Annotated in this window: 23 protein-coding genes and 1 pseudogene; 11 read left to right on the top strand and 13 right to left on the bottom strand. The window is 62.2% G+C overall.

From position 1 onward, the window contains the following. Nucleotides 1–19 precede the first annotated feature (19 nt). Nucleotides 20–1,318, top strand: coding sequence for a plasmid replication protein RepC (gene repC / locus HJB84_RS21915; RefSeq protein ID WP_221116876.1), 1,299 nt, complete (start codon nucleotides 20–22; stop codon nucleotides 1,316–1,318). Here the strand turns inward: repC and HJB84_RS21910 are convergent. The 3 genes from HJB84_RS21910 to HJB84_RS21900 form a co-directional block, all read right to left on the bottom strand. Beyond that, a complete protein-coding gene (locus tag HJB84_RS21910) occupies nucleotides 1,300–3,105 on the bottom strand; it encodes a methyl-accepting chemotaxis protein (protein WP_221116875.1) in 1,806 nt (601 codons plus the stop codon). The two genes, repC and HJB84_RS21910, sit on opposite strands and share 19 nt — an antisense overlap. A 10-nt stretch (nucleotides 3,106–3,115) precedes the next feature. Further along, entirely contained in the window at nucleotides 3,116–4,105 is a 990-nt protein-coding gene (locus HJB84_RS21905; protein ID WP_221116874.1) for a cytochrome-c peroxidase, read from the bottom strand. A 220-nt stretch (nucleotides 4,106–4,325) separates the two neighbouring features. After that, a complete protein-coding gene (locus tag HJB84_RS21900) occupies nucleotides 4,326–4,799 on the bottom strand; it encodes a ProQ/FINO family protein (RefSeq protein ID WP_221116873.1) in 474 nt (157 codons plus the stop codon). Nucleotides 4,800–5,077: 278 nt separating this feature from the next. On the opposite strand from HJB84_RS21900, the gene panC reads away from it, so the two are divergent. Continuing rightward, nucleotides 5,078–5,971 carry a pantoate--beta-alanine ligase gene (gene panC, locus HJB84_RS21895; RefSeq protein ID WP_221116872.1) on the top strand — a complete coding sequence of 298 codons (894 nt, stop codon included), beginning with the start codon at nucleotides 5,078–5,080 and terminating at the stop codon, nucleotides 5,969–5,971. Next, nucleotides 5,968–6,789 carry a 3-methyl-2-oxobutanoate hydroxymethyltransferase gene (gene panB, locus HJB84_RS21890; RefSeq protein ID WP_221116871.1) on the top strand — a complete coding sequence of 274 codons (822 nt, stop codon included), beginning with the start codon at nucleotides 5,968–5,970 and terminating at the stop codon, nucleotides 6,787–6,789. The genes panC and panB overlap by 4 nt, the downstream gene beginning before the upstream one ends. A gap of 13 nt (nucleotides 6,790–6,802) precedes the next feature. On the opposite strand, the gene HJB84_RS21885 is transcribed toward panB, so the two are convergent. Continuing rightward, nucleotides 6,803–7,717 carry a hydrogen peroxide-inducible genes activator gene (locus tag HJB84_RS21885; protein WP_221116870.1) on the bottom strand — a complete coding sequence of 305 codons (915 nt, stop codon included), beginning with the start codon at nucleotides 7,715–7,717 and terminating at the stop codon, nucleotides 6,803–6,805. A 141-nt stretch (nucleotides 7,718–7,858) separates the two neighbouring features. Here HJB84_RS21885 and katG point away from each other — a divergent pair, with 141 nt between their 5' ends. Continuing rightward, nucleotides 7,859–10,045 carry a catalase/peroxidase HPI gene (katG, locus tag HJB84_RS21880; RefSeq protein WP_221116869.1) on the top strand — a complete coding sequence of 729 codons (2,187 nt, stop codon included), beginning with the start codon at nucleotides 7,859–7,861 and terminating at the stop codon, nucleotides 10,043–10,045. A 76-nt stretch (nucleotides 10,046–10,121) separates the two neighbouring features. Here the strand turns inward: katG and HJB84_RS21875 are convergent, their stop codons facing one another. The 3 genes from HJB84_RS21875 to HJB84_RS21865 all read right to left on the bottom strand — a co-directional run bounded on the left by HJB84_RS21875 (nucleotide 10,122) and on the right by HJB84_RS21865 (nucleotide 11,493). Further along, nucleotides 10,122–10,532, bottom strand: coding sequence for a type II toxin-antitoxin system VapC family toxin (locus tag HJB84_RS21875; RefSeq protein WP_207585122.1), 411 nt, complete (start codon nucleotides 10,530–10,532; stop codon nucleotides 10,122–10,124). Continuing rightward, a complete protein-coding gene (locus HJB84_RS21870; protein ID WP_207585121.1) occupies nucleotides 10,529–10,789 on the bottom strand; it encodes an antitoxin in 261 nt (86 codons plus the stop codon). Before HJB84_RS21870 ends, HJB84_RS21875 begins: the two co-directional genes overlap by 4 nt. Nucleotides 10,790–11,037: 248 nt before the next feature. Further along, on the bottom strand, nucleotides 11,038–11,493 hold the full coding sequence (locus tag HJB84_RS21865) for an SgcJ/EcaC family oxidoreductase (protein WP_221116868.1): 456 nt from the start codon (nucleotides 11,491–11,493) through the stop codon (nucleotides 11,038–11,040). 412 nt (nucleotides 11,494–11,905) lie between these two features. Between HJB84_RS21865 and HJB84_RS33630 the strand changes: the two genes are divergently transcribed. Continuing rightward, nucleotides 11,906–12,451: a hypothetical protein gene (locus HJB84_RS33630; protein ID WP_311044999.1), complete on the top strand. Its 546-nt coding sequence runs from the start codon at nucleotides 11,906–11,908 to the stop codon at nucleotides 12,449–12,451. 40 nt (nucleotides 12,452–12,491) lie between these two features. Here HJB84_RS33630 and HJB84_RS21850 read toward each other — a convergent pair whose 3' ends face one another. After that, nucleotides 12,492–13,460, bottom strand: coding sequence for a zinc-dependent alcohol dehydrogenase family protein (locus tag HJB84_RS21850; RefSeq protein ID WP_221116867.1), 969 nt, complete (start codon nucleotides 13,458–13,460; stop codon nucleotides 12,492–12,494). Nucleotides 13,461–13,514: 54 nt separating this feature from the next. On the opposite strand from HJB84_RS21850, the gene HJB84_RS21845 reads away from it, so the two are divergent. The 3 genes from HJB84_RS21845 to HJB84_RS21835 are packed head-to-tail and all read left to right on the top strand — an operon-like array spanning nucleotide 13,515 to nucleotide 16,660. Then, entirely contained in the window at nucleotides 13,515–13,925 is a 411-nt protein-coding gene (locus HJB84_RS21845) for a thioesterase family protein (protein WP_221116866.1), read from the top strand. 28 nt (nucleotides 13,926–13,953) lie between these two features. Beyond that, on the top strand, nucleotides 13,954–15,477 hold the full coding sequence (locus HJB84_RS21840) for a class I adenylate-forming enzyme family protein (protein ID WP_221116865.1): 1,524 nt from the start codon (nucleotides 13,954–13,956) through the stop codon (nucleotides 15,475–15,477). Next, nucleotides 15,455–16,660 carry a thiolase family protein gene (locus tag HJB84_RS21835; RefSeq protein WP_207585116.1) on the top strand — a complete coding sequence of 402 codons (1,206 nt, stop codon included), beginning with the start codon at nucleotides 15,455–15,457 and terminating at the stop codon, nucleotides 16,658–16,660. The genes HJB84_RS21840 and HJB84_RS21835 overlap by 23 nt, the downstream gene beginning before the upstream one ends. Nucleotides 16,661–16,778: 118 nt before the next feature. Here the strand turns inward: HJB84_RS21835 and HJB84_RS21830 are convergent, their stop codons facing one another. Continuing rightward, nucleotides 16,779–17,237, bottom strand: coding sequence for a carboxymuconolactone decarboxylase family protein (locus HJB84_RS21830; protein WP_221116864.1), 459 nt, complete (start codon nucleotides 17,235–17,237; stop codon nucleotides 16,779–16,781). Nucleotides 17,238–17,616: 379 nt separating this feature from the next. Between HJB84_RS21830 and HJB84_RS21825 the strand changes: the two genes are divergently transcribed. Both HJB84_RS21825 and HJB84_RS21820 read left to right on the top strand, forming a co-directional pair. After that, on the top strand, nucleotides 17,617–18,381 hold the full coding sequence (locus HJB84_RS21825; RefSeq protein ID WP_221116863.1) for an SDR family oxidoreductase: 765 nt from the start codon (nucleotides 17,617–17,619) through the stop codon (nucleotides 18,379–18,381). Between the two features lie 37 nt (nucleotides 18,382–18,418). Then, on the top strand, nucleotides 18,419–18,832 hold the full coding sequence (locus tag HJB84_RS21820; RefSeq protein WP_221116862.1) for a cupin domain-containing protein: 414 nt from the start codon (nucleotides 18,419–18,421) through the stop codon (nucleotides 18,830–18,832). A 47-nt stretch (nucleotides 18,833–18,879) separates the two neighbouring features. On the opposite strand, the gene HJB84_RS21815 is transcribed toward HJB84_RS21820, so the two are convergent. After that, nucleotides 18,880–20,163, bottom strand: a complete 1,284-nt coding sequence (locus tag HJB84_RS21815; protein ID WP_221116861.1) for a cystathionine gamma-synthase family protein — start codon at nucleotides 20,161–20,163, stop codon at nucleotides 18,880–18,882. Nucleotides 20,164–20,249: 86 nt separating this feature from the next. Then, a complete protein-coding gene (locus HJB84_RS21810) occupies nucleotides 20,250–21,329 on the bottom strand; it encodes a YihY/virulence factor BrkB family protein (protein WP_221116860.1) in 1,080 nt (359 codons plus the stop codon). Between the two features lie 1,213 nt (nucleotides 21,330–22,542). Between HJB84_RS21810 and HJB84_RS21805 the strand changes: the two genes are divergently transcribed. Continuing rightward, nucleotides 22,543–22,680, top strand: a complete 138-nt coding sequence (locus HJB84_RS21805) for a hypothetical protein (RefSeq protein ID WP_207585110.1) — start codon at nucleotides 22,543–22,545, stop codon at nucleotides 22,678–22,680. 1,415 nt (nucleotides 22,681–24,095) lie between these two features. Here the strand turns inward: HJB84_RS21805 and HJB84_RS21800 are convergent. Further along, nucleotides 24,096–24,988 (bottom strand): annotated as a pseudogene (locus HJB84_RS21800) (protein-L-isoaspartate O-methyltransferase family protein). Nucleotides 24,989–25,286: 298 nt separating this feature from the next. Continuing rightward, nucleotides 25,287–25,796: a GNAT family N-acetyltransferase gene (locus HJB84_RS21795; RefSeq protein WP_221116859.1), complete on the bottom strand. Its 510-nt coding sequence runs from the start codon at nucleotides 25,794–25,796 to the stop codon at nucleotides 25,287–25,289. Nucleotides 25,797–25,851 lie beyond the last annotated feature (55 nt).

The following is a 25,851-nucleotide window of genomic DNA, read 5'->3' as shown; positions in this document are numbered from 1 at the left end:
CTGATGAAAGGTGAAGGAAATGGAGAGTGAATGTGTGACGACGCCCTTCGGGCGGCGGCCAATGTCGCTTGCCATGCTGCTGAAACAGCGGCGAGGCGAAGCGATCGAGCCCGGGACGAGACGCAACAAGTGGAAACTGTTCAGATCTGTCTGCGAGGCCCGCGCGCGTCTCGGCGTGAGCGACCGCGCGCTGACGGTGCTCGATGCCCTGCTGACATTTTTTCCCGACGACGAGCTGTCCGGTGGGAAAGGACTGGTCGTCTTTCCCTCGAACGCGCAACTTTGCCTCAGGGCACGCGGCATGGCCGCCGCGACATTGCGCCGGCATCTCGCAGGTCTCGTTGAAGCCGGCCTCATCTCCCGCAAGGACAGCCCGAACGGCAAGCGCTATATCAGGCGCCACAGGGAAGGCGGGCTCGACGAGGCCTATGGCTTCAGCCTGGCGCCGCTTCTTGCCCGCGCCACCGAGATCGAAACGATCGCCGCCCGCATCGCCGCTGACCGACAGATGCTGCGCGCAATGAAGGAGCGGCTGACGATCTGCCGGCGCGATATCGCCAAGCTCGTTTCCGCAGCCGTCGCGGAAGCGGTTCCCGGTGACTGGGAGCGCACCTCTTCGATGTTCCAGGCGCTCCTGCAGCGCATTCCGAGGGCAGCAACGCCCGAAAACCTCTCGCCGGTCCTCGAAGAGCTCGAGACGGCGCGCCGAAACATCATCAACACATTGGAATCGCACGATAAAATTCAGATAGCGAGCACCAATGAATCCCAGATTGAGCGCCACATACAGAATTCGAACCCTGAATCCACATCTGAATCTGAACCGGGCTTGGAAACGGGGCAGAAGGCGAACCGAGATTGCGAGCCGAGGGCAGGGCTGGAAAGGTGCGAACCCAGAATGGTGGGGAAGGACGGGGAGGGATCGCGGGCCATCGCCCGGACGAATGCTGCGGGATTGAAATCTTTCCCGCTCGGCATGGTTCTGCAGGCCTGCCCTGACATTGTCGACTATGGGCCAGGCGCCGCGATCGCCAGTTGGCGGGACCTGATGATGGCGGCGGTCGTCGTGCGCTCGATGCTGGGCGTCGGCCCGTCGGCCTATGAGGAAGCGGCGAAGGTGATGGGACCGGAGAACACCGCCGCCGTCATGGCCTGCATTCTGCAGCGGGGAGAGAGCATCAACTCCGCCGGCGGTTATCTCAGGGACCTGACGCGACGCGCCGAACGCGGCGAATTCGCGCTCGGTCCGGTGCTGATGGCGCAGTTGCGCACGAGGGGCTCATCTCCCTCGCACCCCGCTCAGGCAGCATTGCGATAGGCCCGCGTGCCGGACGCCGCCCTGCCCAGTTCGAACTGGGTAACCAGCTCGCGCAGGCGCTCGGCCTCGCCGGCAAGCGTGACGCTGGCGGCTGTGGTTTCCTCCACCATTGCGGCGTTTTGCTGGGTCACCTGGTCGAGCTGGTGCATGGCCGCATTGACTTCCGACAGGTTGGTAGACTGTTCGCGCGCCGCGCCTGCCAGTGCTTCCATGAACCGATTGATATCGACGATGAAGCGGCCGATATCACCAAGTGCTGCGCCGGTCTGGTTGACCAGTTCGACGCCGGTGGTGACCTTGGCGGACGACCGCCCGATAAGGTCCTTGATCTCCTTGGCGGCCTGGGCCGAGCGCTGTGCGAGTTCGCGCACCTCCTGGGCGACAACGGCAAAACCCTTGCCGGCCTCGCCGGCCCGGGCAGCCTCGACACCAGCATTGAGCGCCAAGAGGTTGGTTTGGAAGGCAATCTGGTCGATGACGCTGATGATGTTGTTGATCTGCTTGGACGATTCCTCGATCTGCCCCATGGCATCGACTGTCTGGGCCACGACCTTGCCCGAGGCTACGGCGCTGCGATTGGCACTGTCGGCGACACCGCGGGCCTCTTCGGCGATCTTGGAGGCTTCGTTGACCTTGGCAGTCACGGCGCTGAGCGCCGCGGCGGTCTGTTCGAGCGTCGCCGCCTGCCGCTCGGTGCGGCCGGAGAGTTCGTTGGAGCCGTTGCTGATCTCGCGAGTGCCGGAATTGATGATCGATACGCTTTCGGAAACGGAAAGGAGCGTGCCGCCGAGCTGCTCGACGGAGGCGTTGAAATCATTTCGGAGGGGCTCGAATTCCGGCGCGAACCGGTCCAAGAGCTTGAAGGCGAGATCGCCCTCCGCGAGCCGCTTCAGCCCGGCCGCGAGACCCGACGTGGCAACCGTCAGCCGCTCGGCCGCGCTCGCCTCCGCCTGCTCCTGGTCAGCCAGCCGGTTTGCTTCCGCCAGCCGCCGGTTTTCCGCGGCTTCGCCTTCGAGCCGGGTGCGGGCGATGGCGTTCTGGCGGAAGACTTCCACCGAGCCCGCCATCAGGCCGATCTCGTCGCGGCGCCCCGCATAGGGGATCGCCTTGTCCGTCTCGCCGCTCGCGAGCTCCTGCATGGAGTGCGTGATGCGCTGGATCGGGCGCGACACGTGCCGGGCGATGGCGATCAGTATGCCGAGACCGATGATGGCGGCAAGGCCCGCCAAGGCCAATTCGATTTCGATCTTCGTCTCCAGCGCGCTGCCGGCGTCAGCCACACTCTCCGTCGCAATCTGATCGACGATGGCATTGACGGCGGCAATTCCGGTCAGGATCGCCTGCTGCGAACGCGCCAGCTTTTCGGCCGTCGGGACCTCTTCCGCCTGCTGCAGTCCAAGGCTGATCCTGACATTCTTATCCCAGACCTCATGCGCCTGGCGGAGCGATCGTACCCCCTCGGTCAGCGAAGCGGCGAGATCGATGCGGCCAAGCTCATCGAGCGATTGCGAGAGCACGCTGTCGGTCGCGTCAAACTCGGCCTTGACCTCGGTCGCCGGCACGAAGTTCGTCATCGACAGCACCCGCTCGACCACCGATGTGGCTTGCCGGAACTGCTGTTCGATATGAGCGGAGGCCAGCTTGGCGTTCACCGCCTCCTGCACCACCGCGGCGACCCGGGTCTGGCCGGTGACCGCCTGGTAGCCGATCAGGAATGCGCTGCCGAAGCCGACGACGATCGTTGCCACCATCGGCACGAGAATCTGCATGCGTATCGAGAGTTTCATTGCCTGCACCTCAGTTCGGCAGCGTCGGCAAGGGGATGTCTTGCTTTTCCGCGGTCAAAGTTCCCAGAAAGGCGATCAAATCTTTGCTCTCCTCTTCCGTCAGCAGGAAGGGCGACATCGCCGGATCGAGCGACGGACGGCTGACGCCGCCGCTTTCATAATGGGCGATCACCTCGTCCATGCTCTTCAGGCTTCCGTCATGCATATAGGGACCACGGTAGAGCGTGTTGCGCAGGCCGGGTGTCTTGAAGGCGTATTTATTGTTCGGGCTGCTCGCGTCGATCTTGTAGCGGCCGATATCGTCGCCTGGCAGACCGATGTCATGGAATTTGTTGTCGGTGAAATTCCAGCCCGTGTGGCAGGAGGAACAGCCCACAGTGCCGGTGAACAACTCAAAGCCCCGCTTGGCGCTGTCCGAAACCGCCTTCTCGTCGCCATCCACCCAGCGATCGAACGGCGACCAGTTGGAAACCACCGTCCGCTCATATGTGGCGATCGCCGTCAGCAGGGTCTCCTTGCTGATGCCCTTGTCGGGAAACACCTCACCGAACCAGTTCTTGTAATCGGGTATGTCCTGCATTTCGATCACGGCGTCGTCGAGCTTTCCGTTCATCTCGGCGGCAGCGGTGATCGGACCTGCCGCCTGCTGCTCCAGGTTCGGCGCGCGGCCGTCCCAGAAGAAGGGCGACACCCAGGCAACGTTCAGAACCGTCGGCGCCTGGCGCGCCAACGGGGTATTGGCGGCGCCGATCGGCGTCGTCACCGGCGTCTCGAAGCCGAAGGAAGGATTATGACAGCTGGCGCAGGTCATGTTCTTGTTGCCGGAAAGCCGGGGATCGAAGAACAGCATCTTGCCGAGCGTCGCCAATTGCGGGGAATAGGCCGTCACCCCCTCGAAAGGGACCGTCAGCGGTCTTTTATAGGCGGAAAGATCCGCGGCCGCGCTGGGCTGGACTGCGGCCAATGCGAAGAGGGAAGCTGCAATCAGGAGACGCGTCATTCTAGCAGGTCCGGAGAACGTTTCTGGCTGATGCTAAAATTAGCGCAATTGCATTAATGGTATGTAAAGCAAAATATATTTGAGGCCGACGTGAAGATTTTGCCAGCCAGCATTGCAGTGCGGATATTTATCCCGGCGAAATACAATACCAGGTCTACTTATATCGATGTTGCGGATGCACGAACGCCTTAAAGGAAGCCGGATATGGGCAAACCCAATGTCATCCTGCTCTGGCCGACGCGCCCTTCTTGCCGAGAAGAGCTGCGCGGATCTGTTCGCTCTTGCTCAGCAGGGGAGGGGGAACCGGTACTGGCGCTTCGGCCTTGCCGGTGCTCTGCTTGAGACTCAGGAAGCGTTTTTGCGCGACCAGCCGGTCTTCGGGCGTCATTGGTTCGACGGGTTCGCCCTCGAGGCCGTGGCGCATGGAATCGGGCTGGGCGCTTGCAAAATAGTAGCGCCGGCAGTGAACATAGGCGGCGGTCGCCCGACGCAGCGTCGTCACGCCGGCTTCGGGCTTCAGCAGCGGACGCAGTTCGTTGAAAAGGCCGACGGCAAAGGGAAGGATCGGATCTCCTGCTTTGGCCGGAAGGACGGCGACCGACCGGATCAACAGCATGTTGATCGCGGTTGCCTTCTCAACGTCGAGCTCGGTTGCCGCAATCGGTCCGCGGCTGATCTTCCAGGGCTTGTCCATGCGTCCTCCATATAACGTCCATAGCGACCGACTATGATGGTATTTTGACGAAAAGGGCGAGTAACGGACGTGGCACATCGTCGGTCCGGCTGCAAGCCGCACTGAAGCGGTGCGGCAGCCCTGTGGCGAAATGCCGTTTCCTGGGGTTGATGTCGCTCGGTGTTTTCGGAATGCCGTTTCATCTAATCGTTTTTATCGAGCAATATGCATTGACCTCCAGCATCGATTACAGTCCTTATCCGCGCCCAAGATAGAGTGACCGGCCGCGGGGAGGATGTATGCGGGTTTTCTCGAGTATTGACGAGCTGCGCCACACGCTGGATGCGCTGAAGCGGCAGGGGAGGACTGTCGGCCTCGTTCCGACGATGGGCTATCTTCATGCCGGTCATATGGAACTCGTCTCGCGCGCGCGCGCCGAGAACGATATCGTCGTCGTCTCGATTTTCGTCAATCCGCTGCAGTTCGGCCCGGCCGAAGACCTGAGCAAATATCCGCGCGATCCGGAACGCGACGCAGCCATGCTGAAGCAGGTCGGGGTCAATTTCCTTTTTTCGCCCGACGTCGAGGATATGTATCCCCAGCCGATGCTGACCGTCGTCGACGTTCCCGATCTCGGACACGAGCTCGAAGGGGCGGTCAGGCCTGGGCACTTTGCCGGTGTCGCCACCGTCGTCAACAAGCTCTTCAACATCGTGCAGCCGCAGACCGCCTATTTCGGAGAAAAGGACTATCAGCAGGTCGTCATCATCAAGCGCATGGTGGATGATCTGGCCGTGCCGGTGCGGGTGATATCGGTGCCGACGGTTCGGGACGGCGACGGCCTCGCATTGTCGTCGCGCAACGTCTATCTCAGCGCGGCGGAGCGGCGTGCCGCGGTGATCGTGCCTCAGACCCTCGACGAAGCGGAGCGTCTCATCGCCGGCGGCCTGACGGATCCAGCTGAACTCGAGAAAAAGCTCAAGGCGTTTCTCGGTCGAGAGCCTCTGGCAAAGCCCGAGGTCGTTGCCGTCAGGGATGCTTCGACGCTGCAGCCGGTCGCGTCGATCACAGAACCCGTCGTCGTGGCGCTCTTCGTTCGGCTCGGCACGACACGGCTTCTCGACAACCGGGTCCTCGCGGGTAACAGAGTGATCGGCGGGCGGGGCTTGCCGGGAAAGGGAGTGACCAGATGAGTGCGGCCGGAATTCAAAAGCGCCTTACGCCAGCCCGCATTTTAGCAATGAAGGGCGGCAAACCGATCGTCTGCCTCACCGCCTATACGACGCCGATGGCGCGGCTGCTCGATGAGCATTGCGATTTGCTCCTGGTAGGGGATTCGCTCGGCATGGTGCTCTACGGCATGGAGAGCACCATTGGCGTCACGCTCGACATGATGATCGCACATGGCAAGGCGGTGATGCGCGGCGTCGGCAAGGCTTGCGTCGTCGTCGACATGCCGTTCGGCAGTTATCAGGAATCGAAAGAGGTTGCCTTCCGCAACGCCGTCCGCATCCTGCAGGAAACTGGCTGCGATGCCGTCAAGCTGGAGGGGGGCGAAGAGATGGCCGAGACCATCGCCTTTCTGACGAAGCGAGGGGTCCCGGTGATGGGGCATATCGGCCTGATGCCGCAGCAGATTAATACCGCAGGCGGTTATCGTTCCGTCGGCCATTCCGAACACGAGACGTCGAAGATCCGGCGTGACGCGCACGCCATCGGCGGCTCGGGCGCCTTTGCCGTTGTCATCGAGGGCACGGTGGAACCGCTCGCCCGAGAGGTGACTTCAGCCATGCACATCCCGAGCATCGGTATCGGCGCCTCCTCAGCCTGCGACGGCCAGGTTCTGGTCTCTGACGACATTCTCGGGCTCTTCAACGATTTCACGCCGCGTTTCGTCAAACGCTACGACGAGCTCGGCAAGCGGGTCACCGAGGCTGCCGCCGCCTATGCCGCCGAGGTGCGATCGCGAAAGTTTCCGGCAGCAGAGCACACGTTCAAGCGGCGACCCTGAGGACATCCGGCCATCACCGTGCGACCTGTCGTTCGCGCATAATGTCGGCCGACCGGCGAACCGCCTCGGAGACCTGCAGGAGCTGTTTGGCCATGGGGGTCGAATTGCGCCAGACCATGCCGATCGTTCGCGACGGCTGCGGAGACTGGAAGCGGGAGATCGAAACGTGCGCCGAGCGCGTTTCCACAGGAACCGCCATCTCCGGGATCAATGTGATGCCGATGCCGGCGCTGACCATCTGGACCAGGGTGGAGAGCGAGCTGCCTTCCATGACTTCCCGGGGGCGGGCCGACCCGATCTTGCAGAACGACAAGGCCTGGTCGCGGAAGCAATGGCCTTCTTCCAGCAGCAGCAACCGCATTTCGCGCAGCGCCTCGCGTTCGGGCACCGGCTTGCCCTCGTCTTCTGGCCGCCGCACCAACACGAATTCTTCCTTGAAGAGCTCGAGCTCGGTCAGCGACGGTTCCGACACGGGCAAGGCGACGATTGCCGTGTCCAACTGGCCTTGGGTAAGCTCCTGAACAAGCTTTGCCGTCTGCGTCTCGCGCACTTCGATCTGAATTCCGGCGAAAGTTTTGTTCAGATCGTTTATGATGACCGGCAGCAGATAAGGCGCGATGGTCGGTATGATACCGATGCGCAGCCGCGTCAGGAAGGAGTCGCTGGAGGCGCGCGCCAGCTCCCCCAGCTCGTCCACGCCGTGCAGGATCGCGCGGACCTTGAGAGCGAAGGTCTGGCCGAAGGCCGTCAGCTTTACTTCACGCGCGCTGCGCTCGAAAAGCGCGCTGCCCAACTCCTGCTCAAGTTCTTTGATCTGCATTGAGAGTGCCGGCTGGGAGATGGCGCAGGCGTCGGCAGCGCGCCGGAAGCGGCCATCCCTCGCCAGGGCTTCAAAATAACGCAGCTGTTTCAAGGTCAGGTTCTTCATAAGCTCAGCTTATCGCAGCAATCAGTAAATCCAACTTAAAATTATCATATGCTTCCGATATGAAGACAGCAAGGGAGAGCGGGGCGCCCACTCGGCTCAACGTTTGAATGGCAGACAGATCAAGCAATGAAGGAGACAATCATGGACAACCCCGCTGACAGCACAGGCAAATGTCCTGTTGCGCATCACAAGGCTCCAGCCGCCCGGTCGAACCGTGACTGGTGGCCGAACCAGCTGAACGTGCAGATTCTTCACCACAACTCCGGCCGCGCCGACCCGCTCGGCCAAGCCTTCGATTATGCCGAGGAGTTCAAGAAGCTCGATCTCGAGGCGCTGAAGCAGGATCTTCATGCGCTGATGACGGATTCGCAGGATTGGTGGCCGGCCGACTTCGGACATTACGGCGGCCTGTTCATCCGCATGGCCTGGCACAGCGCCGGCACCTACCGCATCACCGACGGCCGCGGCGGCGCCGGCCAGGGCCAGCAGCGTTTTGCGCCGCTCAACAGCTGGCCTGACAATGCCAACCTCGACAAGGCCCGCCGCCTGCTGTGGCCGATCAAGCAGAAATACGGCAACCGCATCTCCTGGGCCGACCTTCTGATCCTCACCGGCAACGTCGCCTTGGAATCCATGGGCTTCGAGACCTTCGGCTTTGCCGGCGGCCGTGCCGACGTGTGGGAGCCCGAGGAACTGTTCTGGGGTCCTGAGGGAACCTGGCTGGGCGACGAGCGCTACAGCGGCGAACGCCAGCTGGCAGAGCCACTCGGCGCCGTGCAGATGGGTCTCATCTACGTCAATCCGGAAGGCCCTGGCGGCAATCCCGATCCGATCGCTTCGGCGCGCGACATCCGCGAAACCTTTGCCCGCATGGCGATGAACGACGAAGAGACCGTGGCGCTGATCGCCGGCGGCCACACCTTTGGCAAGACGCATGGCGCAGGCGATCCGTCCCTTATCGGCGCCGAGCCGGAAGGCGGCGCGATCGAGGATCAGGGCCTCGGCTGGAAGAGCTCGTTCGGCAGCGGCGTCGGCAAGGATGCCATCACCGCCGGTCTGGAAGTGACTTGGTCGCAGACGCCGACCAAGTGGAGCAACTACTTCTTCGAAAACCTCTTCGCTTTCGAGTGGGAACTGACGAAGAGCCCGGCCGGCGCGCATCAGTGGCAGGCCAAGAACGCCGCCGCCTCCATTCCGGATGCCTATGATGCCTCGAAGAAACATCTGCCGACCATGCTGACCAGCGACCTGGCACTGCGTTTCGATCCGGTCTACGAGAAGATCTCGCGCCGCTTCCTCGAAAATCCAGATCAGTTCGCCGACGCCTTCGCCCGCGCCTGGTTCAAGCTGACCCACCGCGACATGGGACCGAAGGTCCGTTACCTCGGCCCTGAAGTGCCGGCCGAAGACCTGATCTGGCAGGATGTGATCCCGGCCGTCGATCATCCGCTGGTCGACGACAAGGACATCGCCGAGCTGAAGGCAAAGGTGCTGACAACCGGTCTTAGCGTGCAGGAACTGGTCTCGACCGCCTGGGCGTCGGCCTCGACCTTCCGCGGTTCCGACAAGCGCGGCGGCGCCAATGGCGCGCGCATCCGCCTTGCCCCGCAGAAGGACTGGGACGTCAACCAGCCGGCACAGCTCACCAAGGTGCTCGGCGTTCTTGAAGGCATCCAGAAGGACTTCAACGCTGCCCAGACCGGCGGCAAGAAGATCTCGCTCGCCGACCTGATCGTTCTCGCCGGTGCTGCCGGTGTGGAGAAAGCGGCAGCCGCCGGGGGTCATCCCGTCAGCGTGCCGTTTACGCCGGGCCGCACGGATGCATCGCAGGAACAGACCGATGCTGCCTCCTTCGCTGCCCTTGAACCGCGCATCGACGGCTTCCGCAACTATGTGAACGGCAAGCGCCTGCAGTTCATGAAGCCGGAGGAAGCCTTGGTGGATCGCGCCCAGCTTCTGACGCTAACTGGACCCGAAATGACGGTCCTCGTCGGCGGCCTGCGAGTCCTGAAAGCCGGCACGCCCGATCATGGCGTCTTCACCTCCGGCCCGGAAACGCTGACGAACGACTTCTTCGTCAACCTGCTCGACATGGCCACGCAGTGGTCGCCCGCAGCTGGCAAAGAAGGCGTTTACGAAGGCCGCGACCGCAATACGAACGCAGTCAAGTGGACCGGCACCCGCGTCGACCTGATCTTCGGCTCGCATTCGCAGCTTCGCGCCTTTGCCGAAGTCTACGGCCAATCCGACGCCAAGGAGAAGTTCGTGAGAGACTTCGTCGCGGCCTGGACCAAGGTCATGAACGCCGACCGTTTCGACCTCGTCTGATCGGTAAGCATTCCCCCGGGCGCAGCTTCGGCTGCACCCGGCATTTCTTTCTTTATGGAATGCCGCGCATCGGGAACTACCGCCCGACCATCCAATCCTCGACGCGCAAGCCATCCACGCGCCGGAACTCCCCGACATTGTTGGTAATGACAAACAGATCCCGGGCCTTCGCCTGGGCGGCGATCAGAACATCGTAGGGACCGATTGGTCTTCCCTTTGCCGCCAATGCCGCGCGGATCTCGCCGGCGGCCAGCGCATCCTCGCGTTCGAAACCAATGGCTGGGAAATCCGCCATGAACAGGCGCAGGGTCTCAAGATTGTAGGAAATTTTCGCGCTCCCATAGGCGCCGTAATAAAGCTCGTGCATCACGATCGTCGACAGTCCGATCGATCCCTCGTCGCTCTCAATCACGCGGCTCAAGAGTATGTCGGACTTCCGGCCGATCAAAGCGATCACTGCATTGGTGTCGACGAGATGGGTGATCACTTGAACAGGTCCTGTAGCCCAGGCCTCTCCTGATCCTCCGGCTGCCCGCGTCCTTCCGCCATGAAATCGTCACTGAAGCCGCGCTCCAAGGCGCTCTGCAACGACGCCCAGCGCCTGCCGTGATCGGTCCGCGGCCGCAGGATTATGGCATCGCCTTCCCGCGTCACTTCTACCTGGTCAACGTCGAAACGGAATTCCTTCGGCAGACGAACCGCTTGTGAATTGCCGGATTGAAACACTCGTGCATATTGCGGCATAGGAGCCTCCGCGATTTGTATATATTAGAACGTATATACGCGGTGCGCCATGTTTTTAAAAGAAGGAGAAGGCGTGCCAGGCACACCCCTCCTGTGTCATGCCGGCTCCGTGCCTCGAGCATCTGCCATCGATCGATGACAGATGCTCGAGGCACAAGCCGCGCACAACGAATATGCAGTCAGCAGTAGGAGACCCCGTGTGGGGTGAACACGGGATCTCCCTGCCGGACCAATAAATCGATGAAACCTTACTTCTCCGGCATCATCGACGAGTGGTGCGAGGTGATCAGCCAGGTGCCATCCTTGAACTCATAGGTGTAGGTATAGCGGGCCGGCACCTTCGAACCGTCCTTCAGCGCGAATGTATAGGTGCCGGTATCGACTGCCCAGTTGCAGCCGGTCTTGATGTCGCGGCTGTCGATGTGGCCCTTGGGCTCCTTCGCCAGGAAGTGCTCGAAATAATCGATCCGTTCCGCCTGGGTCAGGCGAGGTTTGTCGGACAGGGTGGCGAGAAGCACGGAATCCTCGCTATAGTTCTTTGCGACTTCCTGCGGGCTCAGCGTCGCCAGCGACGTATTCCAGCGGTCGAAAAGCTTTGCCACTTCCTCCTCGCTGACTGGCGCGCAAGTCGCCGTTTCGGCCGCTGCCGCCGACTGGACCTGAACGAAACCGAGGACGAGGGCGGCAGCGATGATCGTACGCATGTTTGACTTTCCTTTATGGCGGCTCCGGCGGACATCGCATCGGTCAACCGCATGACCAATATCTAAGCGGCCGGCGCTGCGGCCCCATCTGCCGGGTGGCTCCGATCCGATTTGCCGAACGGCATAGATGACATTCCCACCGGAATGACTATCGTGCCCGCGTCATTCATTTCAGGAGCAGTCCCGTTGGGTCTGGAGCATAACACAGATACGGCGCATTCGCCTGATGTCGCGGAGATGAGAGCCCTTTACAGCGCGGGCGGCACGTCTGCGTTTCATCATCGAAGTGCGGAACCTTCTCGACACACACGCCTTCGAAACGGCCGCCCCAGAGGTCTTGTCCCGGCTTGCCGATTTCGCCGGAGCGCCGCTTGCCAGGCTCGTCTTTCCGCCCTTGCAGGGAGAGGCGCCCGTGCAGCTTACGGTCGGGCAATCGAGGAGCTCGGAAAGCGACGGCATCCTGTTTGCCTCGCAGGATGGTTCCGCTCTCCATCTGACGCTCATCGGTCCTTCGAGGGCGCGCGCATACGATGCCGACGACCGGCAGACCTTGGAGGTGGTGGCGGGCCAGCTCGCCGACGCCTGCAATCTCGAACGTCAGGCGGCAGAAAAGCAGGCGCTGCTCGGCGATCTCGAACGGCAGCGCAGCGAGCTTGCCGCCCTGGTCGCGCAGCTGATCCGGGCACAGGAGCAGGAGCGGCAACGGGTGGCGCTCGATCTGCATGACGGCTCGGCGAAGCCGATCCTGGTTCTCACCGCCGACGCGACCTTGCCGACGCGCAGGCGGGCGCTGTCCCTCGGCGCCAAGGATTTCCTGACGAAACCCTTCGATGCGATCGAGGCGGTCCTGCGCATCTTCAACCTTCTTGAAACTCGCATTCTGACGTTGGAGCTCGCCAGACACGGGCTGGCGACGCCGAAGTCGGAACGGCCGTGGGTCGATCCACCCTTATCTTGAAGGGGCGTTGGCCGTCGGCGGCGGTTTGCGCGCTCGCGTGTCAGGCGAGCAGCACCTTACCGCCCGTCCGGAAGGGAAGGGCGGATTGCAGCGCCTGGCGGATATTTTCCAAGGGAAAAACCTCCCGCACCTCGGTCGCGATGACCTTCGAGGCGATCTGCGCCGCCACCTCGGCATAGGCGCGCTGGACGTCGCCCATGGCTTCGGAATGAACCCATTCGCGAAGATGGAAGAAGGAAAAAGCGACATCTGGATGCGACGACCAGAAAGACGGCGGGATGCTTTGTCCCGAGAGCAGGCCGTAATGCACGAAATGCCCGCCGGGTTTGAGCGCAACGGCAAGGAGGCCGGCGCGCGTGCCGCCGACGCAGTCGAGCACCGCGTCGAGCCCATGCCGGCCAGCCATCCCCGCTGCCAGGTCGCCGTCCGCCCTGTCGACGATGACGGCCTCGAGGCGGCCGCGGAGGCGCTGGAGGGATTCCTCGCTGCGGACGATCGCGACCGGCTCAACATCGACGGCATTGGCCAGACCGATCAGGATCGATCCGATCGAAGAGGCAGCGGCATTGATGGCGATGCGCATGCCCGGCCTCAGCCCGATCTTCTTGTGCAGCATCAGCCAGGCCGTCATCGGGTTGACATAGCTCGTCGCAGCCTCGAAGTCGGACAGCTCGTCCGGAACACGCAGGCACCAGCTGGGATCGGTATCCTTGTATTCCTGCCATCCGCCGACGCTGCGCACCGGCAGCACGCGTGTGCCGGGGACAAGCCCATGGACCTCTTCGCCGCACGCTTCGACCACCCCGAAGGCTTCGAAGCCGGGAATGAAGGGCAGGGTGGTGCGTCCGGCATAGGTGCCCGATATGGTGATGATATCGGACGGATTGATCGACCGCGCAAGCAGCCGCACGCGCACCTGGTCGCGCCGCAGCACCGGCAGTGCGGCCCGCTCGATCTCAACGACCTCCTCGGCCGGCCCGAATTTTCGCACGACCGCCTGATATTGCATTGCATCCCCCAGACAACAGCGGTTAGAACACGCCTTCGAAATTTCGGTGATCGAATGAGTGTTGACGACAGGCCTTTAGCATCGTTCCGGGTCTCGATGCGAGACATCGACATCTATGGTCATGTCCACAATTCGGTGTATCTCGATTATTGCGAGGATGCCGTCGTCGAATTCCTGCGGCACCGGCAAATTCTCAGCCATTTCCGCCACACCTCCTCGGGTGTCGCCTATCACGTGAAGAAGGCGGAAATCATTTTTCACAGCCCCATCGACGTCGACGATGTCGTCGAAGCGAAGGTGGCCGTCGGGAAAATCGGGCGCACGAGCCTCTCCTTCGCGCTCGAGCTCTTTCGCCAGCGCGACGGCGCCCATTGCGCCTCGGCCGGCCTTGTCTGGGTCTGCGTCGGCCTTTCCGACGGCCGCCCGACGCCGATTCCGGAAGCGACCAGAGCCGCTTTGGGCTGACGGCAGATCTTCAAACCAGCGGGTGTCCATGCCGATCCATGCGCAGCTTCTTCGACATGCAACGGAAAGGCCGGATAAACCGGCCCTGGTGATCGACGGCCGCTCCTTGAGCTACCGCGAGCTCTATTCGCGCGCCAAGGCGATTTACCGTTTTCTCCAGGAATTGCCGCGCTCGAGCCGCCGCAAGCTCGAGCTGCCCTCGGTGGAGAAGCTTGCTGCGCTCAGCCTCGGCAATCATATCGGCTTCGCCGAGTATTTTGTCGCCGCCACCGCCATCCCGAATGCCTGCGCAGTGATCGACCCGATGATGCCGCCGGAGAGGATCGAGCGCATCATCGAGCGGCTGGCGCCGGACGTGCTTGTTGTCGACGACGATGCCGGGCCGAACGCCGAGATCGGCCGCAGGTTCGGCGTTCCCGTCGTCGTCGCCGGAACCGAACCCTTTGATGTTGGCGCAGCGGCAGGCGACCTGCCTGATGATGCCGAGGGAATTTTTCTGATCGGCTTTACCTCAGGCACCACCGCCGAGCCGAAAGCCTATTATCGCTCGCGCGAGCAATGGCGCAGCAGCCTCGACCGGGGCCGTCTCGTTTTCGAGCTCGAAGACGCGCCATCGACCCTATGCCCGGGAGCGCTGGCGCATGGGCTGGCGCTTTACGCCTTGGTCGAAGCCTTGGATGCCGGCGGCACCTTTTATTCGGTGAGGAAATGGGATGCCGAGGCCGTCGCGCGCACGCTCTCGGCCGAAGAGATCGAGCGGCTGGTCGCCGTGCCCACCCATATAGCGGGCATTGCCAGGGCCTGGGCCGCCAAACCGGCTCTGACATCCCTGCGCGATGTCCTGACCGCCGGCGCAAAATTGGACGTGAACGGGGTCGAATCCATGCGCCGTCTTTTTCCGAAGGCGCGCATAAGGGAATATTACGGCGCATCCGAAATCGGTTTCATGACGGTCTCGACGCTCGTCGGCGGCGCGGTCGATTTTCCGATCGATCGGGTGGGACAAGCCTATCCCGGCGTGGAAATTTCCATTCGCGACCCTGATGAAAACAACGTCGGGACCGATGTGCCGGGAACCATATTCGTCAGGAGCGACCTGATCGCCGACGGCTATCTCTGGGGTGACGACGGTCAGGCATTCCGGGTCACCGAGGCGGGAGCGACGGTCGGGGACCTCGGCGAACTCGATGAAAACGGCATGCTGCGGGTGATCGGCAGGGCAGGCGGCATGATGATATCCGGCGGCAATAATGTTTATCCCGCCGAAGTCGAAAGCGCCCTAAAAGCTTGCCCGGGGGTCGACGATGCCGTCGTCTTCGGGCTGCCGGATGCCTATTACGGCCAGCGGATCGTCGCGGTCGTGTCGGGAGAGGCGACAGATCCAAAAATCCTGGCCGATTATTGCGCGGATAAGCTCGTCAGGTACAAGATCCCCAGGCAATTCTACCATATCGGATCCTGGCCGATGACGAGCAGCGGCAAGATTGCCAGGGGGCACGTGGAAACGGCTGTGATCTCGGGAGACGATCTTGTCCTACGCCTATCAGCCTGACGAGGATTGGCAGCCGGTCGTGGTTGCCGCTTACCGCACGCCGATCGGGCGGGCTTTCGGATCGCTTTCGACAGTTGCGGCGGAAGACCTGCTCGCGCCGATCATCCGTCGGATCCTTTCCGAAACGGCAATTGCGCCCGACGTTATAGACGACGTCCTGGTCGGTAACGCCGCCGGCGGTGGTGGCAACATCGCGCGGCTGGCGGCACTCGCCGCAGGCCTGCCCATGGCGGTTCCGGGTGTGACGATCGACCGGCAATGCGGTTCAGGCCTGGAAGCGATCATCATGGCCGCCCGCCTGATCCAGGCGAAAGCGGGCTGCTGCTTTCTGGCCGGCGGCGTCGAGAGCGTCAGCACCGCGCCATGGCGTGTCGAACGACCAAAAGCCAATGGGGCACTACCGCGCTTTTATGGGCGCGCCCGGTTTTCGCCTGATGCCGTCGGCGATCCTGAGATGGGAATTGCCGCCGAAAACGTCGCCCGTCAATTCGGCATATCGCGGCAGAGACAGGATGAATTCGCGCTCCGCAGTCACCAGCTCGCCGCCGCGGCGGCCGATGCCGGCATCTTTCGGCCCGAGATCGTCGAAATCTCCACCGGCCACGGACTGGTCGAACGCGACGAATGCCCGCGCCCATCCACATCGCTCAAGGCGCTCGCAAACCTCCGGCCGGTCTTTCTCCCCGGCGGTTCGGTGACAGCAGGCAATGCCTGCCCTGTGAATGACGGCGCCTGCCTGGTGCTGGTCATGAGCCGCGGGATGGCGAAAAGTCTCGGCATCGACAAGGGCCTCGCCTTCATCGACAGCGCGGCGGCCGGTGTCGACCCCAACCTGCTTGGCATCGGTCCGGTTGCCTCGACCAAAAAGCTCTTTCAGCGTCAGCCCGGGCTCTCGCTCGCCGCCGTCGATGCCATCGAATTCAACGAGGCTTTCGCGGCCCAGGTTCTGGCATCGCTGGATCAACTCGAAGTTTCCGCGGACGCGGTCAACAGCAATGGCGGCGCCATTGCCTTGGGTCATCCGTTCGGCGCATCCGGTGCAATCCTCGTCACCCGGCTCTACAGCCAGCTGATCCGCGCCCATAAAAGCGGCTCAGCTGCCGGCGCGACCGGCCTGGCAATGATCGGCATCGGCGGCGGCATCGGGCTGACCGCCATGTTCGAGACCGCCACGCTTTCCTGATCATAAGGGTATCGTGTGTCGTCGCCACCAAACATGACACCGAGTAACAAACCAGGTTTTTAGCAAACTGAGCCGGGCGAAGCTCTTCGCCCGGTCCGTTCTTCATGCTGCGATCCCGTCAGGCGGCGATGCGCTTGTGATCCGCGGGGTGCTGAAGCCGGAAGCCGATCGCCAGCCTGTTCCAGGCGTTGATCATCGCAATGCCGATCGAAAGGGCCACGAGTTCGTCATCCGAAAAATTGCTATGCGCATCTTCATAAACATTATCAGGCGCATGGCTTTTCGCGATTTCTGTGAGCGCCTCGGCCCAGGCGAGGGCGGCCCGCTCCCGTTGGGTGAAGAGCTGCGACTCGCGCCACGCATTCAGAAGCAGCAGCCGGTCGTCCGTTTCGCCGAGCTTCAGGGCGTCCTGACGGTGCATATGCAGGCAGTGAGCGCATCCGTTCATCTGGGAAACGCGCACTTTGACAAGTTCGAGCAGCTTCGGGTCGAAGCTCTTGGCGATCCAGGCTTCGACGGCGACCAGACCGTCAACGCCGCTGTTCTTATGGGCTATGAAGTTCAAACGCTTGATCATTCTCGTCTCCATCGAGAGGGTTGATGACGCAAGCCACGGCTTGCCCGACAGTGGATACGCCGTGCCATCAGGCTCGCCTATCTGCTCCGAGGGTAGGTTCGGCCGATCCCGGATGACGTGAAACTCCTCCATTTCGGCCGGATGGATCGAGCGCAGGGCGAGCCCGGCTACTGCCTACGCATAGGGTGACCGCGACTGGGGGAGAATGGTTCGGGGCCGCGATCCGGCGCATTCTGCAGCCCGTCGGTTCCGGCCGGCCGCGCCGGAAAATCCCCGCGGCGACGGTCCCTAGATCGATCGCTTGCCTCGCCGAGGGCGCGATTTCGGCAGCCACCTCAAGTCAACAGAGGAAATCCTCGCAAGGTCAAGGAGACTACCCATGAAGATCGTCATTATCGGCGGCACTGGCCTCATCGGCTCGAAGACCGTGGAAAGATTGCGCAGCAAGGGACACGACGTTCTGCCGGCCTCGCCGAATTCGGGCGTCGACACGATCACCGGCAAAGGGCTCGCCGAAGCGCTTGCCGGCGCCCAAGTGGTGCTCGACCTGGCCAACTCTCCCTCCTTCGAGGACAAGGCGGTTCTCGAATTCTTCCAGACCTCGGGCCGCAACCTGCTCAAGGCAGGGGCCGCCGCCGGCGTGAAGCATCACATCGCGCTCTCGATCGTCGGCATGGAGCGCCTTCAGGGCAGCGGCTACATGCGCGCCAAGATGGCCCAGGAACAGCTGATCAAAAGTTCTGGCATACCCTACACCATCGTCCATTCCACCCAGTTCCATGAATTCATGGCAGGCATCGCCCAGTCGGGCACCGTCGGCCAGATGGTGCATCTGTCGCCGGCCTATGTGCAGCCGATCGCTTCGGACGATGTCGCCGATGTCATGGCCGAGGTGGCGCTCGCCGCGCCTCTGAGCGGTACGATCGAGATCGGTGGACCGGAGAAAATCCGCCTCACCGACATCGTGACGCGCCTCCTGAAAGCGACGAACGATCCGCGCCAGGTGACGGCCGATCCCCACGCCCGCTATTTCGGCGTCGAGCTTGAGGATAACTCGCTGGTAACGGGTCCCAAGGCGCGGCTCGGCCGGATCCGCTTCGACGATTGGCTCAGCCGGCAGCCGCCGCAGAAAAAGAGCGCCTAACAGCGAGACCACGTCCCATCAACGCAGGAGACCACACATGCTCAGGAAAATGATCTCGGCGGCCGCGTTCGCCATTGTCCTTGCCGCCGGCACTCAGGCTTATGCTGCAGGCGGCGACGCGAAGGTTCGCGTCGTTTTCGACCAGAAGCTTCCCAATGTTCCCGGCAAGAGCATGCGGGCGGTGCTCGTCGAATATGGGCCGGGCGGCTCGTCGCCCGGCCATACGCACCCGGCCTCGGCCTTCATCTACGCCACCGTTCTCGAAGGGGCGATCACCAGCAAGGTGAATGACGGGCCGGAGAAGGTCTATAAGGCCGGCGAAAGCTTTCCCGAATTTCCGGGCGATCATCACGCCGTCAGCAAGAATGCCAGCAAGACAAAGCCGGCCCGCCTGCTTGCGGTCTTCGTGCTGAATACCGACGAGACGGAACTGACAACCGACGACAAGTGACGTCCCCACGATGCCCGGCGCCGCCGGGCATCGATTTCCCCGCCGTATCAGGCCGCCTGCAGCGCCATCTCCAGGTCGGCGATCAGATCGTCCGGATGCTCGATGCCGATCGACAGGCGGATCGTCGATTCCAGCACGCCGATGCGCTGGCGGACATCGGCGGGCACGCCGGAATGCGTCATGGCGGCCGGATGGCTCGCAAGCGATTCCGTGCCGCCGAGGCTGACCGCAAGTTTGAAGACCTGCAGCGCGTTCAGGAACTTGAAGGCGGCCGGCTGGCCGCCGCGAATGTCGAAGGAGAAGGTGGAGCCGGCGCCGGTGCATTGCGCGGCGAAGGTCCGGCCGGATGGTGAATCCGGATCGTGATAGGGCAGGTAGTGGACCTTCTCGACCTTCGGATGATCGCGCAGAAAATCGGCAACGGCCCGCGCATTGCTGTTTGCCCGTTCCATGCGCAGCTGCAGCGTTTCCAGCGACCGGCCGAGCATCCAGCAGGAATGCGGATCGAGCTGCGTGCCGATCGCGCCGCGCAGCGCCTTGACCTGCTTGATGACAGCCTTGCGGCCGAGAACGGCGCCGGCGATCAGGTCGGAATGGCCGCCGACATATTTGGTCAGCGAATAGAGCGAGATATCGGCGCCGTGTTCGATCGGCCGCTGGAAAACCGGGCCGAGCAGGGTATTGTCGCAGACGATGATCGGCGTATGCCCCTGCTTTGCGCCGATCGTCTCGGCCACGCGCCGGATCATCGCGACATCGACCAGGCTGTTGGTCGGATTGGCGGGTGTTTCGATCAGGATGACGGAAACGCGGCCCTTCGCCATCGCCTCTTCCGCCGCCTTCTGCACCGATCCCTCGCTGACGCCATCGGCAAAGCCGACGGCGCCGACGCCGAAATTGAGGAACGTCTTTGCCAGCAAGGTTTCCGTGCCGCCATAAAGCGGCTGCGAATGCAGGATCGCATCGCCCGGCCGAACGAAGGCGAACAAGGTCGTGGCGATCGCCGACATGCCTGAGGAAAACAGCGCGCCGCTTTCCGTCCGCTCGTAAACGGCGAGCCTGTCCTCGACGATCTCGCTATTGGGATGATTGAAGCGCGAATAGACGAGACCCGCGCCTTTCCCCGCCGGCGGCTCGCGGCGGCCCGAGACGTAATCGAAGAAATCGCGGCCATCCTCGGCCGACTTGAAGACGAAGGTGGAGGTGAGGAATACCGGCGGCTTGACCGCCCCTTCCGAGAGTTCGGGATCGTAGCCGTAATTCAGCATCTGCGTTTCGGGATGCAGTGCATGATTGCCGATATGGGTTTTGGAAGGATGCGGGGCCGTCATGATCGTCTCCTCTGTCGGGGCTGCGGAAGGATAAAATACATCAAAACCACAGGTGAGGCGCAGTCATTGATGATGCTCCTCAATGATCAGTTGACGGCCTCGCCCAAAGTGTCTGCAACATAGGCGCCGCGCGCGCCCATCGGCAGCGGCGTGCCCGTCGTCGTATCCCTCGCGGTCTGATGTTCCAATTCGGCGTTGAGTTCCGCGCCGATGACGAGAATGACGACGGAAAGCCAGATCCAGATGAGGAAGCCGATCAGCGCACCGAGCGTGCCGTAGGTCGCGTTATAATTGGCGAAATGATCGAGATAGAAGGAGAAGGCAAGCGACATGGCCGCCCAGGCGGCCGTCGTCAGAACGGCGCCCCACGTCATCCACCGGAGCTTGGCAGGCTCCCGGCTGGGGCCAAAGCGGTAAACTGAGGTAACCGCCACCGCGACGACCAGCAGCAGCAGCGGCCACCGCAGGAGAAGGGCCATGTGCTCGTTGAACTGATCGAGCCAGAGATAGGAAAGCACGACCGGCATGACGCCGACAAGCGCCACCATCACCACCGTCAGAAGCATCGCGCTCAAGGTGAAGCAGAGTCCGACGAGGTTCAACCGGATAAGACCGCGCTTTTCATTCTCCTCATAGGCGACGTTCATCGCATCGAAGATCGCCAGCGTGCCGCTATGCGTGCTCCATAGCGCGATGCCGAGACCGACGAAAAAGGTGATGCCAAGTGCACTGTCGCGCTTATTGACGAGTTCCTTGATCTGATCGGCAAGTAGATCGAACGCTCCCGGCGGCATGAGGCCGGCCAATTCGCGAAGATGTTCGGATATGGTGATCGGATCGGCAACCAGCCCGTAGAGCGCCACCAGAGCCGCCATGGCGGGAAACAGCGCCAGCAGCAGATAAAAGGTCACACCCGCGGCAATGAGTGTGACCCGGTCGTTCAGGACTTCATGGTAGACGCGCCAGAACACATCGCGAAGTCCGCGGAGCGGAATAGCCTCGGGCGTCGCGGCGCTGCGGCCATGATCGTCAACCGCGCGGCGGGGTTCGGCACTCGGGGGAACGGAACTGCGCTCCGTTGCCTGCATCAACGCAAGTGCGCCGATCGCCGCAGCCACCATCGCCGCTGCGATCGACATCTTCTTGAGGTGAAGCACATCTGGCATGAGGATGCTCTCCGCTCTGGTGCGGGGATAACGCAGAGTGCCGCTAAAGGATGCAAGCCGCTGCCTCCCGCGACCATTCGAGCGGGGGGCAAAATCATTCCGTTCCTCGAGCCTGTCGAGTAACGGCAATTTTGACCGATTCGGGCTTGTCAAACCGGTCGCTGCGGGGGAATCTATCGCCTGGTGGCGGGGGGTATGGTGCAGCTTACAAAATTCTAAGCCATTGATCTCGTTATTATCACTTCCAGTTATGGAAGTGAATTCGCACTTTAGTTTCGTTACTGACTGGGCGGTCTTTTCGACAAGCCTGCCCGACAACCATCGTTTCGGTCTCAAAGGCAGCGAATTCTGGCTCCAAGCGTCTGCAATGTTGCGACCACAGCGCCTGTCAGCGATCGACAAAACAATAACGCCAGTGGCAATCCCCTGCAATAGCTGCTCTCGTTATCGACCGCGAATATCGGGAACCGGACGCGGAGGTGCTTCTGCCCGGCATCATCCATGTTGCCCGCCGCCGAAGCCGGAGCATTGCCTGCCCGCGATCGAGATCGAGATCTCAATACCTCGGTCGCAGCCGGACAACGCATTCACGATACGCCCCCGAAAGTCTCGTCTGCAGACCGGGTCGGCGCTGCTTGAGAACCAGCCCCTCCCCTGCTTCATGGTCATTCGGTTCGGCCGCATGGCGAGGCCGGCCAGACTGCCGTGCGCCTCGACCAGCCATCGCGCGATGGATGCGGTGTCACATGGCGGAAGGGCAATCGGCTCGATATCTCCAAGCATCGACCGATGAAAAATGCACGTCCGACGATGCACGCGATCGCTTCGTCACGGGCGTGCGACAGCCGAGCCTCGGCCGGGTCAGACCTCGGCCAAAGGCTCTTCCCGGCACGAGGCCTGGCGCGTCACCAGGCGAATCCCTGAACTCGGATGTAGGTCCGCTTGCCTGATTGCCCGTTGTCCGCGGACAACTTCCAATCAGACGATGGCCGCAAAGCCTATTCAACACGCCCCGCAACTGGTGTGCATGGCAGCGAAATGCGAGGGGCGCACCGACGCCGAATGGATGCAAAGAGCAGCGCTGCGGCGTCTCCCTCGAGGCAATGGCCTTCGGCCTGTGCCCCTTAGGATGAGGGACGCCTAGAGGGTGCCGCCGTCCATAGGAGACGCCAGGAATCTGCGCCCAACAACGAGCGCTGGAGAATGCCGTGCCGTGGCCCACGAGAGCCTCATCCCGAGGCGCACCGCCTCGAAGGACGAGGCGGGCGCGCCGACGTCGAAGGAATGCAAGGAGCAGCGCTGGAGCGGACCCTTCGAGGCTCCGGCCGTCGGCCTGCGCGCCTCAGGATGAGGAACGCCCTGAGGGTGCCGTCCTCAACAAGGGACACTGCGGATCTGCGCTCCAATAGTGCGCGTTGAAGAACCCGCGCCACCGCACACGAGAGCATCATCCTGAGGCGCCCCGCAAGAGGCCTCGAAGGGCGAGGCCGGTGCGCCGACGCCGAAGGAGTGCGAGGAACGGCGCTGAGCACGTCCTTCGAGGCTCCGGCTGTCGGCCTGCGTGTCTCAAGATGAGGCGCACGCTGGAGGATGCGCCCCCAACAAGGGGCGGTAGATTTCCTGCGTCTCAATTTCAGGCGTTGAAGATTCCGATACTACCCCCGAGAGCCTCACCCTGAAGCGCGCCGCTCGGGGCCTCGACGGGCGATGCGGGTGCGCCGACGTCGAGGGAAATGCAAGGAGCAGCGTCGGCGCCGCGCGCTAAAGGTGAGGAAGGATCAGCTATGCAAAAGCCTGAGCGTCGAGAATATGGGATTGATCGTAAATGGGTTGTCCGCGGACAACCCGGTGACCATCGAGACAGAACAAGTTCTCGAGAACACTTCACCTTACGCAGTCGTCCAATTGAGCCTGAGGCGCTCCCCGCAAACGCCTCAAAGGACGCAGCGACCTGCTCGCTTCGGGAATGAGTGGCGGCGCAGCGCAAGTTGTCCGCGGACAACGCCGCCGAATCCGGCCGCGAGCAATAATCAAAAGCTGCGCCCAATTCGACCCTCTTGCAGCGTCACCCGTCTTGCCACCCAGCCGCCAAGCTTGAATTTGCCGCGTCGCGGCACTACCTCGTGATGGACCGAAGCGCTTCACCCCTCCGAGCCGCTTGGGTCCGACAGACAGTCATTCCTCCTCCCAGGCTGTCGCTCACTATCGAAGCCCGGTGCCTCTCCCGCGCCGGGCTTTCGCTGTTTCGGCAAACCACTGGAGTAGCCGGACAGGCCACATCCTCCATTTCTTCCGCTCCTATCGATCCGGTCCTCAAACGGGATCGGCGGAGCCGGCGGCAAAGTTCATTGCCTGCGTCGCCAACCTGCGCCGAAGCTGCCGCCTTGCCGCCGGCGGTGGTGCGCAATTCATATGAACTTTCGCCGCATGGCCGCGGCTCGAATACTCGGCGCCTCCGGCTCGATCTCGAAGATCATCGACAGCAAATTTCAACAGCAGAGTTTCCCGCTTCAACTGGGGAGAGGCGCCGTTGGCGAGCTTGCGCTAAGCTTCGGGAAGGCCGGATCTAAGGTCGACACTCCGAACGTGTCATCGCCCATACCATCTCCGCCGGATGCTCGGGTGTTGCGATGTCGTCGCTGATCAAACCTGCGGCCGGCTGATCGCGCCGGGCGAAGGGGCGAGGGGCATCGAGATCTTCGGCGTGGTGGGCTGCGTCGCTGTTCGCAACGGAGATGCAGCAGTCGGCACTCTGGAAGGAATGCTTCAGGGATCGTCATAGCAGAGCGCCCATTGGTCGCCGATATACCAGCAGCGCCCTACCCGCGGGTCCGTTTTCCAGAGCAGGCTTTTTATGAACTCGATGCCGCGCGCTTGAATGCAGCCGTCAGCGCCTCAATCTCGTTCTCGTCGATCGTCAATCCACCATCGGCGCAGACGAAATAGGCAGTACTGATCCAGCGCGCCGCAAATCCACTTGCGCCGCGCTCGATACGAAGCGCGGCGCCATGAGAGGCATGACGGCCGCCACTCGACGGTCGGCCCTGGCGCGGTACGCCAAGCGGCAACACCAGACGTCCCCCGGGTCGCAACCTTTCGATCCGGGGTGCCGCCGGACGCCCGACGGCGAAATTCACATAGACCGCATCCACCTCCTGCTGCGGCCATTGATTGCCGTCGGCGATGATGACGCTGACATTGGCCCGATCGGCAAGCGCTGCTTGGGCGTGACCCGCGAGATCCGGATCCATCTCGACGGCAAAGACATGACCCGCCGCACCCACCAACTCCGCGAGAATGGCGCTATAATAGCCAGTGCCGGCACCGATATGAGCGATGCGATCGCCGATTTGCACGTCCAGTTCAGCCAGGAGCTGCGCATGCAGCGACGGGCTGCCATTGTTGACGCCCTTGTCGGATTGCAAGGCGAACAGCACATCCTGATAGGCCAGAACCAAATCGGAGGAAAGCAGCGGGCGATATCCGCCACCCAGATTGGCGATCTGCCATGGCGGCGCACCGAGGAATTTTTCGCGTGGCACGACGGCAAAGGCGGCCTCGATCCGCGGGTTCGTTATTCCGGCGGTTGCCGCCACCTGATGGGCGTAAGCCCGGCGGACCACCGCCAGTTCGTCGAGCGTAAATATCGCAGTCGGCATGACTCATCTCCGGACATGGCTTCCGATCTGTTCCGTTTTGCTACGCCTTTACATCAAGCGGATCCATATCTGCCGATATCTGGTTAATACAGATAGCGGACAGATCCTCAAGACTCCGCATTCGTGACGGAAGTTAAGCGCTAATTAGCTTCCATTGCAGAAAACTACATTGTTAGGTCATACGCTTAATACAGGCGGGCCATAAACGAACGCACCTCAAAGCTGGCCTGCAAGCCAGCATCATTCCGAGCCGGGCGGCCTCTGGCCTCAACAGCTTCCCAGAGCGCCGTCGAGGCATTCAGCCGTGCGGCGTCGCGCGACCCATGGCGTTTACGCTGAAACGCTTCTTGATCCTGTCGACGTGCGTTCCGTCCTGAAGCGGAACCTGAACCAGCCTGTCATAGGTCTCAAAGCCCATCTTCGCGTAATAGCCAAGTCCGCTGATATTGTCGGCGCGGATGGTCGCATTGATGAATTCCAGCCCGAGCTCTTTCGCTGCCGCCCGGGTCGCGGGAAAAAGCGCGCTGCCGACGCCCGCGGTCTTTGGGTTCATGCGGGCAAAGGTCGCAATGTCGGCGACGCCTTTCGGCGGATCGCCGTATAAGCTCAGCGATTGAAAGCCGACAAGCGCCTGATTGTGCTCTGCAACATGGCAGACAAGCGGAAACTCGCCCTCGATGAACCAGTCCGCGAATTCGGCGGCCGAAAGCGGGGTCTCGAGCGCTGTCGTTCCGCCGGTCCGAATGATCTCGTTCAAGAGAGCGCTCAACTCCTCGGCGTCGGAGGAGACGGCTTTTCGGATGTGCATGTCTTGGCTACCTCGTCGCTAGAACAGGATGATTTTAGGCCCAGTTGGCCTAAAA

It is taken from the genome of Rhizobium sp. NZLR1b (assembly GCF_019685155.1).
Taxonomy (GTDB): domain Bacteria; phylum Pseudomonadota; class Alphaproteobacteria; order Rhizobiales; family Rhizobiaceae; genus Rhizobium.
The sequence above is the reverse complement of the archived record's forward strand: the minus strand, read 5'-3'. Positions and strand labels throughout refer to the sequence as shown.

Coding starts and splice junctions, on each gene's coding strand:
- repC (WP_221116876.1), top strand. CDS start 20: ATGGAGAGTGAATGTGTGACGACGCCCTTCGGGCGGCGGCCAATGTCG.
- HJB84_RS21910 (WP_221116875.1), bottom strand. CDS start 3,105: ATGAAACTCTCGATACGCATGCAGATTCTCGTGCCGATGGTGGCAACG.
- HJB84_RS21905 (WP_221116874.1), bottom strand. CDS start 4,105: ATGACGCGTCTCCTGATTGCAGCTTCCCTCTTCGCATTGGCCGCAGTC.
- HJB84_RS21900 (WP_221116873.1), bottom strand. CDS start 4,799: ATGGACAAGCCCTGGAAGATCAGCCGCGGACCGATTGCGGCAACCGAG.
- panC (WP_221116872.1), top strand. CDS start 5,078: ATGCGGGTTTTCTCGAGTATTGACGAGCTGCGCCACACGCTGGATGCG.
- panB (WP_221116871.1), top strand. CDS start 5,968: ATGAGTGCGGCCGGAATTCAAAAGCGCCTTACGCCAGCCCGCATTTTA.
- HJB84_RS21885 (WP_221116870.1), bottom strand. CDS start 7,717: ATGAAGAACCTGACCTTGAAACAGCTGCGTTATTTTGAAGCCCTGGCG.
- katG (WP_221116869.1), top strand. CDS start 7,859: ATGGACAACCCCGCTGACAGCACAGGCAAATGTCCTGTTGCGCATCAC.
- HJB84_RS21870 (WP_207585121.1), bottom strand. CDS start 10,789: ATGCCGCAATATGCACGAGTGTTTCAATCCGGCAATTCACAAGCGGTT.
- HJB84_RS21865 (WP_221116868.1), bottom strand. CDS start 11,493: ATGCGTACGATCATCGCTGCCGCCCTCGTCCTCGGTTTCGTTCAGGTC.
- HJB84_RS21850 (WP_221116867.1), bottom strand. CDS start 13,460: ATGCAATATCAGGCGGTCGTGCGAAAATTCGGGCCGGCCGAGGAGGTC.
- HJB84_RS21845 (WP_221116866.1), top strand. CDS start 13,515: ATGAGTGTTGACGACAGGCCTTTAGCATCGTTCCGGGTCTCGATGCGA.
- HJB84_RS21840 (WP_221116865.1), top strand. CDS start 13,954: ATGCCGATCCATGCGCAGCTTCTTCGACATGCAACGGAAAGGCCGGAT.
- HJB84_RS21830 (WP_221116864.1), bottom strand. CDS start 17,237: ATGATCAAGCGTTTGAACTTCATAGCCCATAAGAACAGCGGCGTTGAC.
- HJB84_RS21825 (WP_221116863.1), top strand. CDS start 17,617: ATGAAGATCGTCATTATCGGCGGCACTGGCCTCATCGGCTCGAAGACC.
- HJB84_RS21820 (WP_221116862.1), top strand. CDS start 18,419: ATGCTCAGGAAAATGATCTCGGCGGCCGCGTTCGCCATTGTCCTTGCC.
- HJB84_RS21815 (WP_221116861.1), bottom strand. CDS start 20,163: ATGACGGCCCCGCATCCTTCCAAAACCCATATCGGCAATCATGCACTG.
- HJB84_RS21810 (WP_221116860.1), bottom strand. CDS start 21,329: ATGCCAGATGTGCTTCACCTCAAGAAGATGTCGATCGCAGCGGCGATG.
- HJB84_RS21795 (WP_221116859.1), bottom strand. CDS start 25,796: ATGCACATCCGAAAAGCCGTCTCCTCCGACGCCGAGGAGTTGAGCGCT.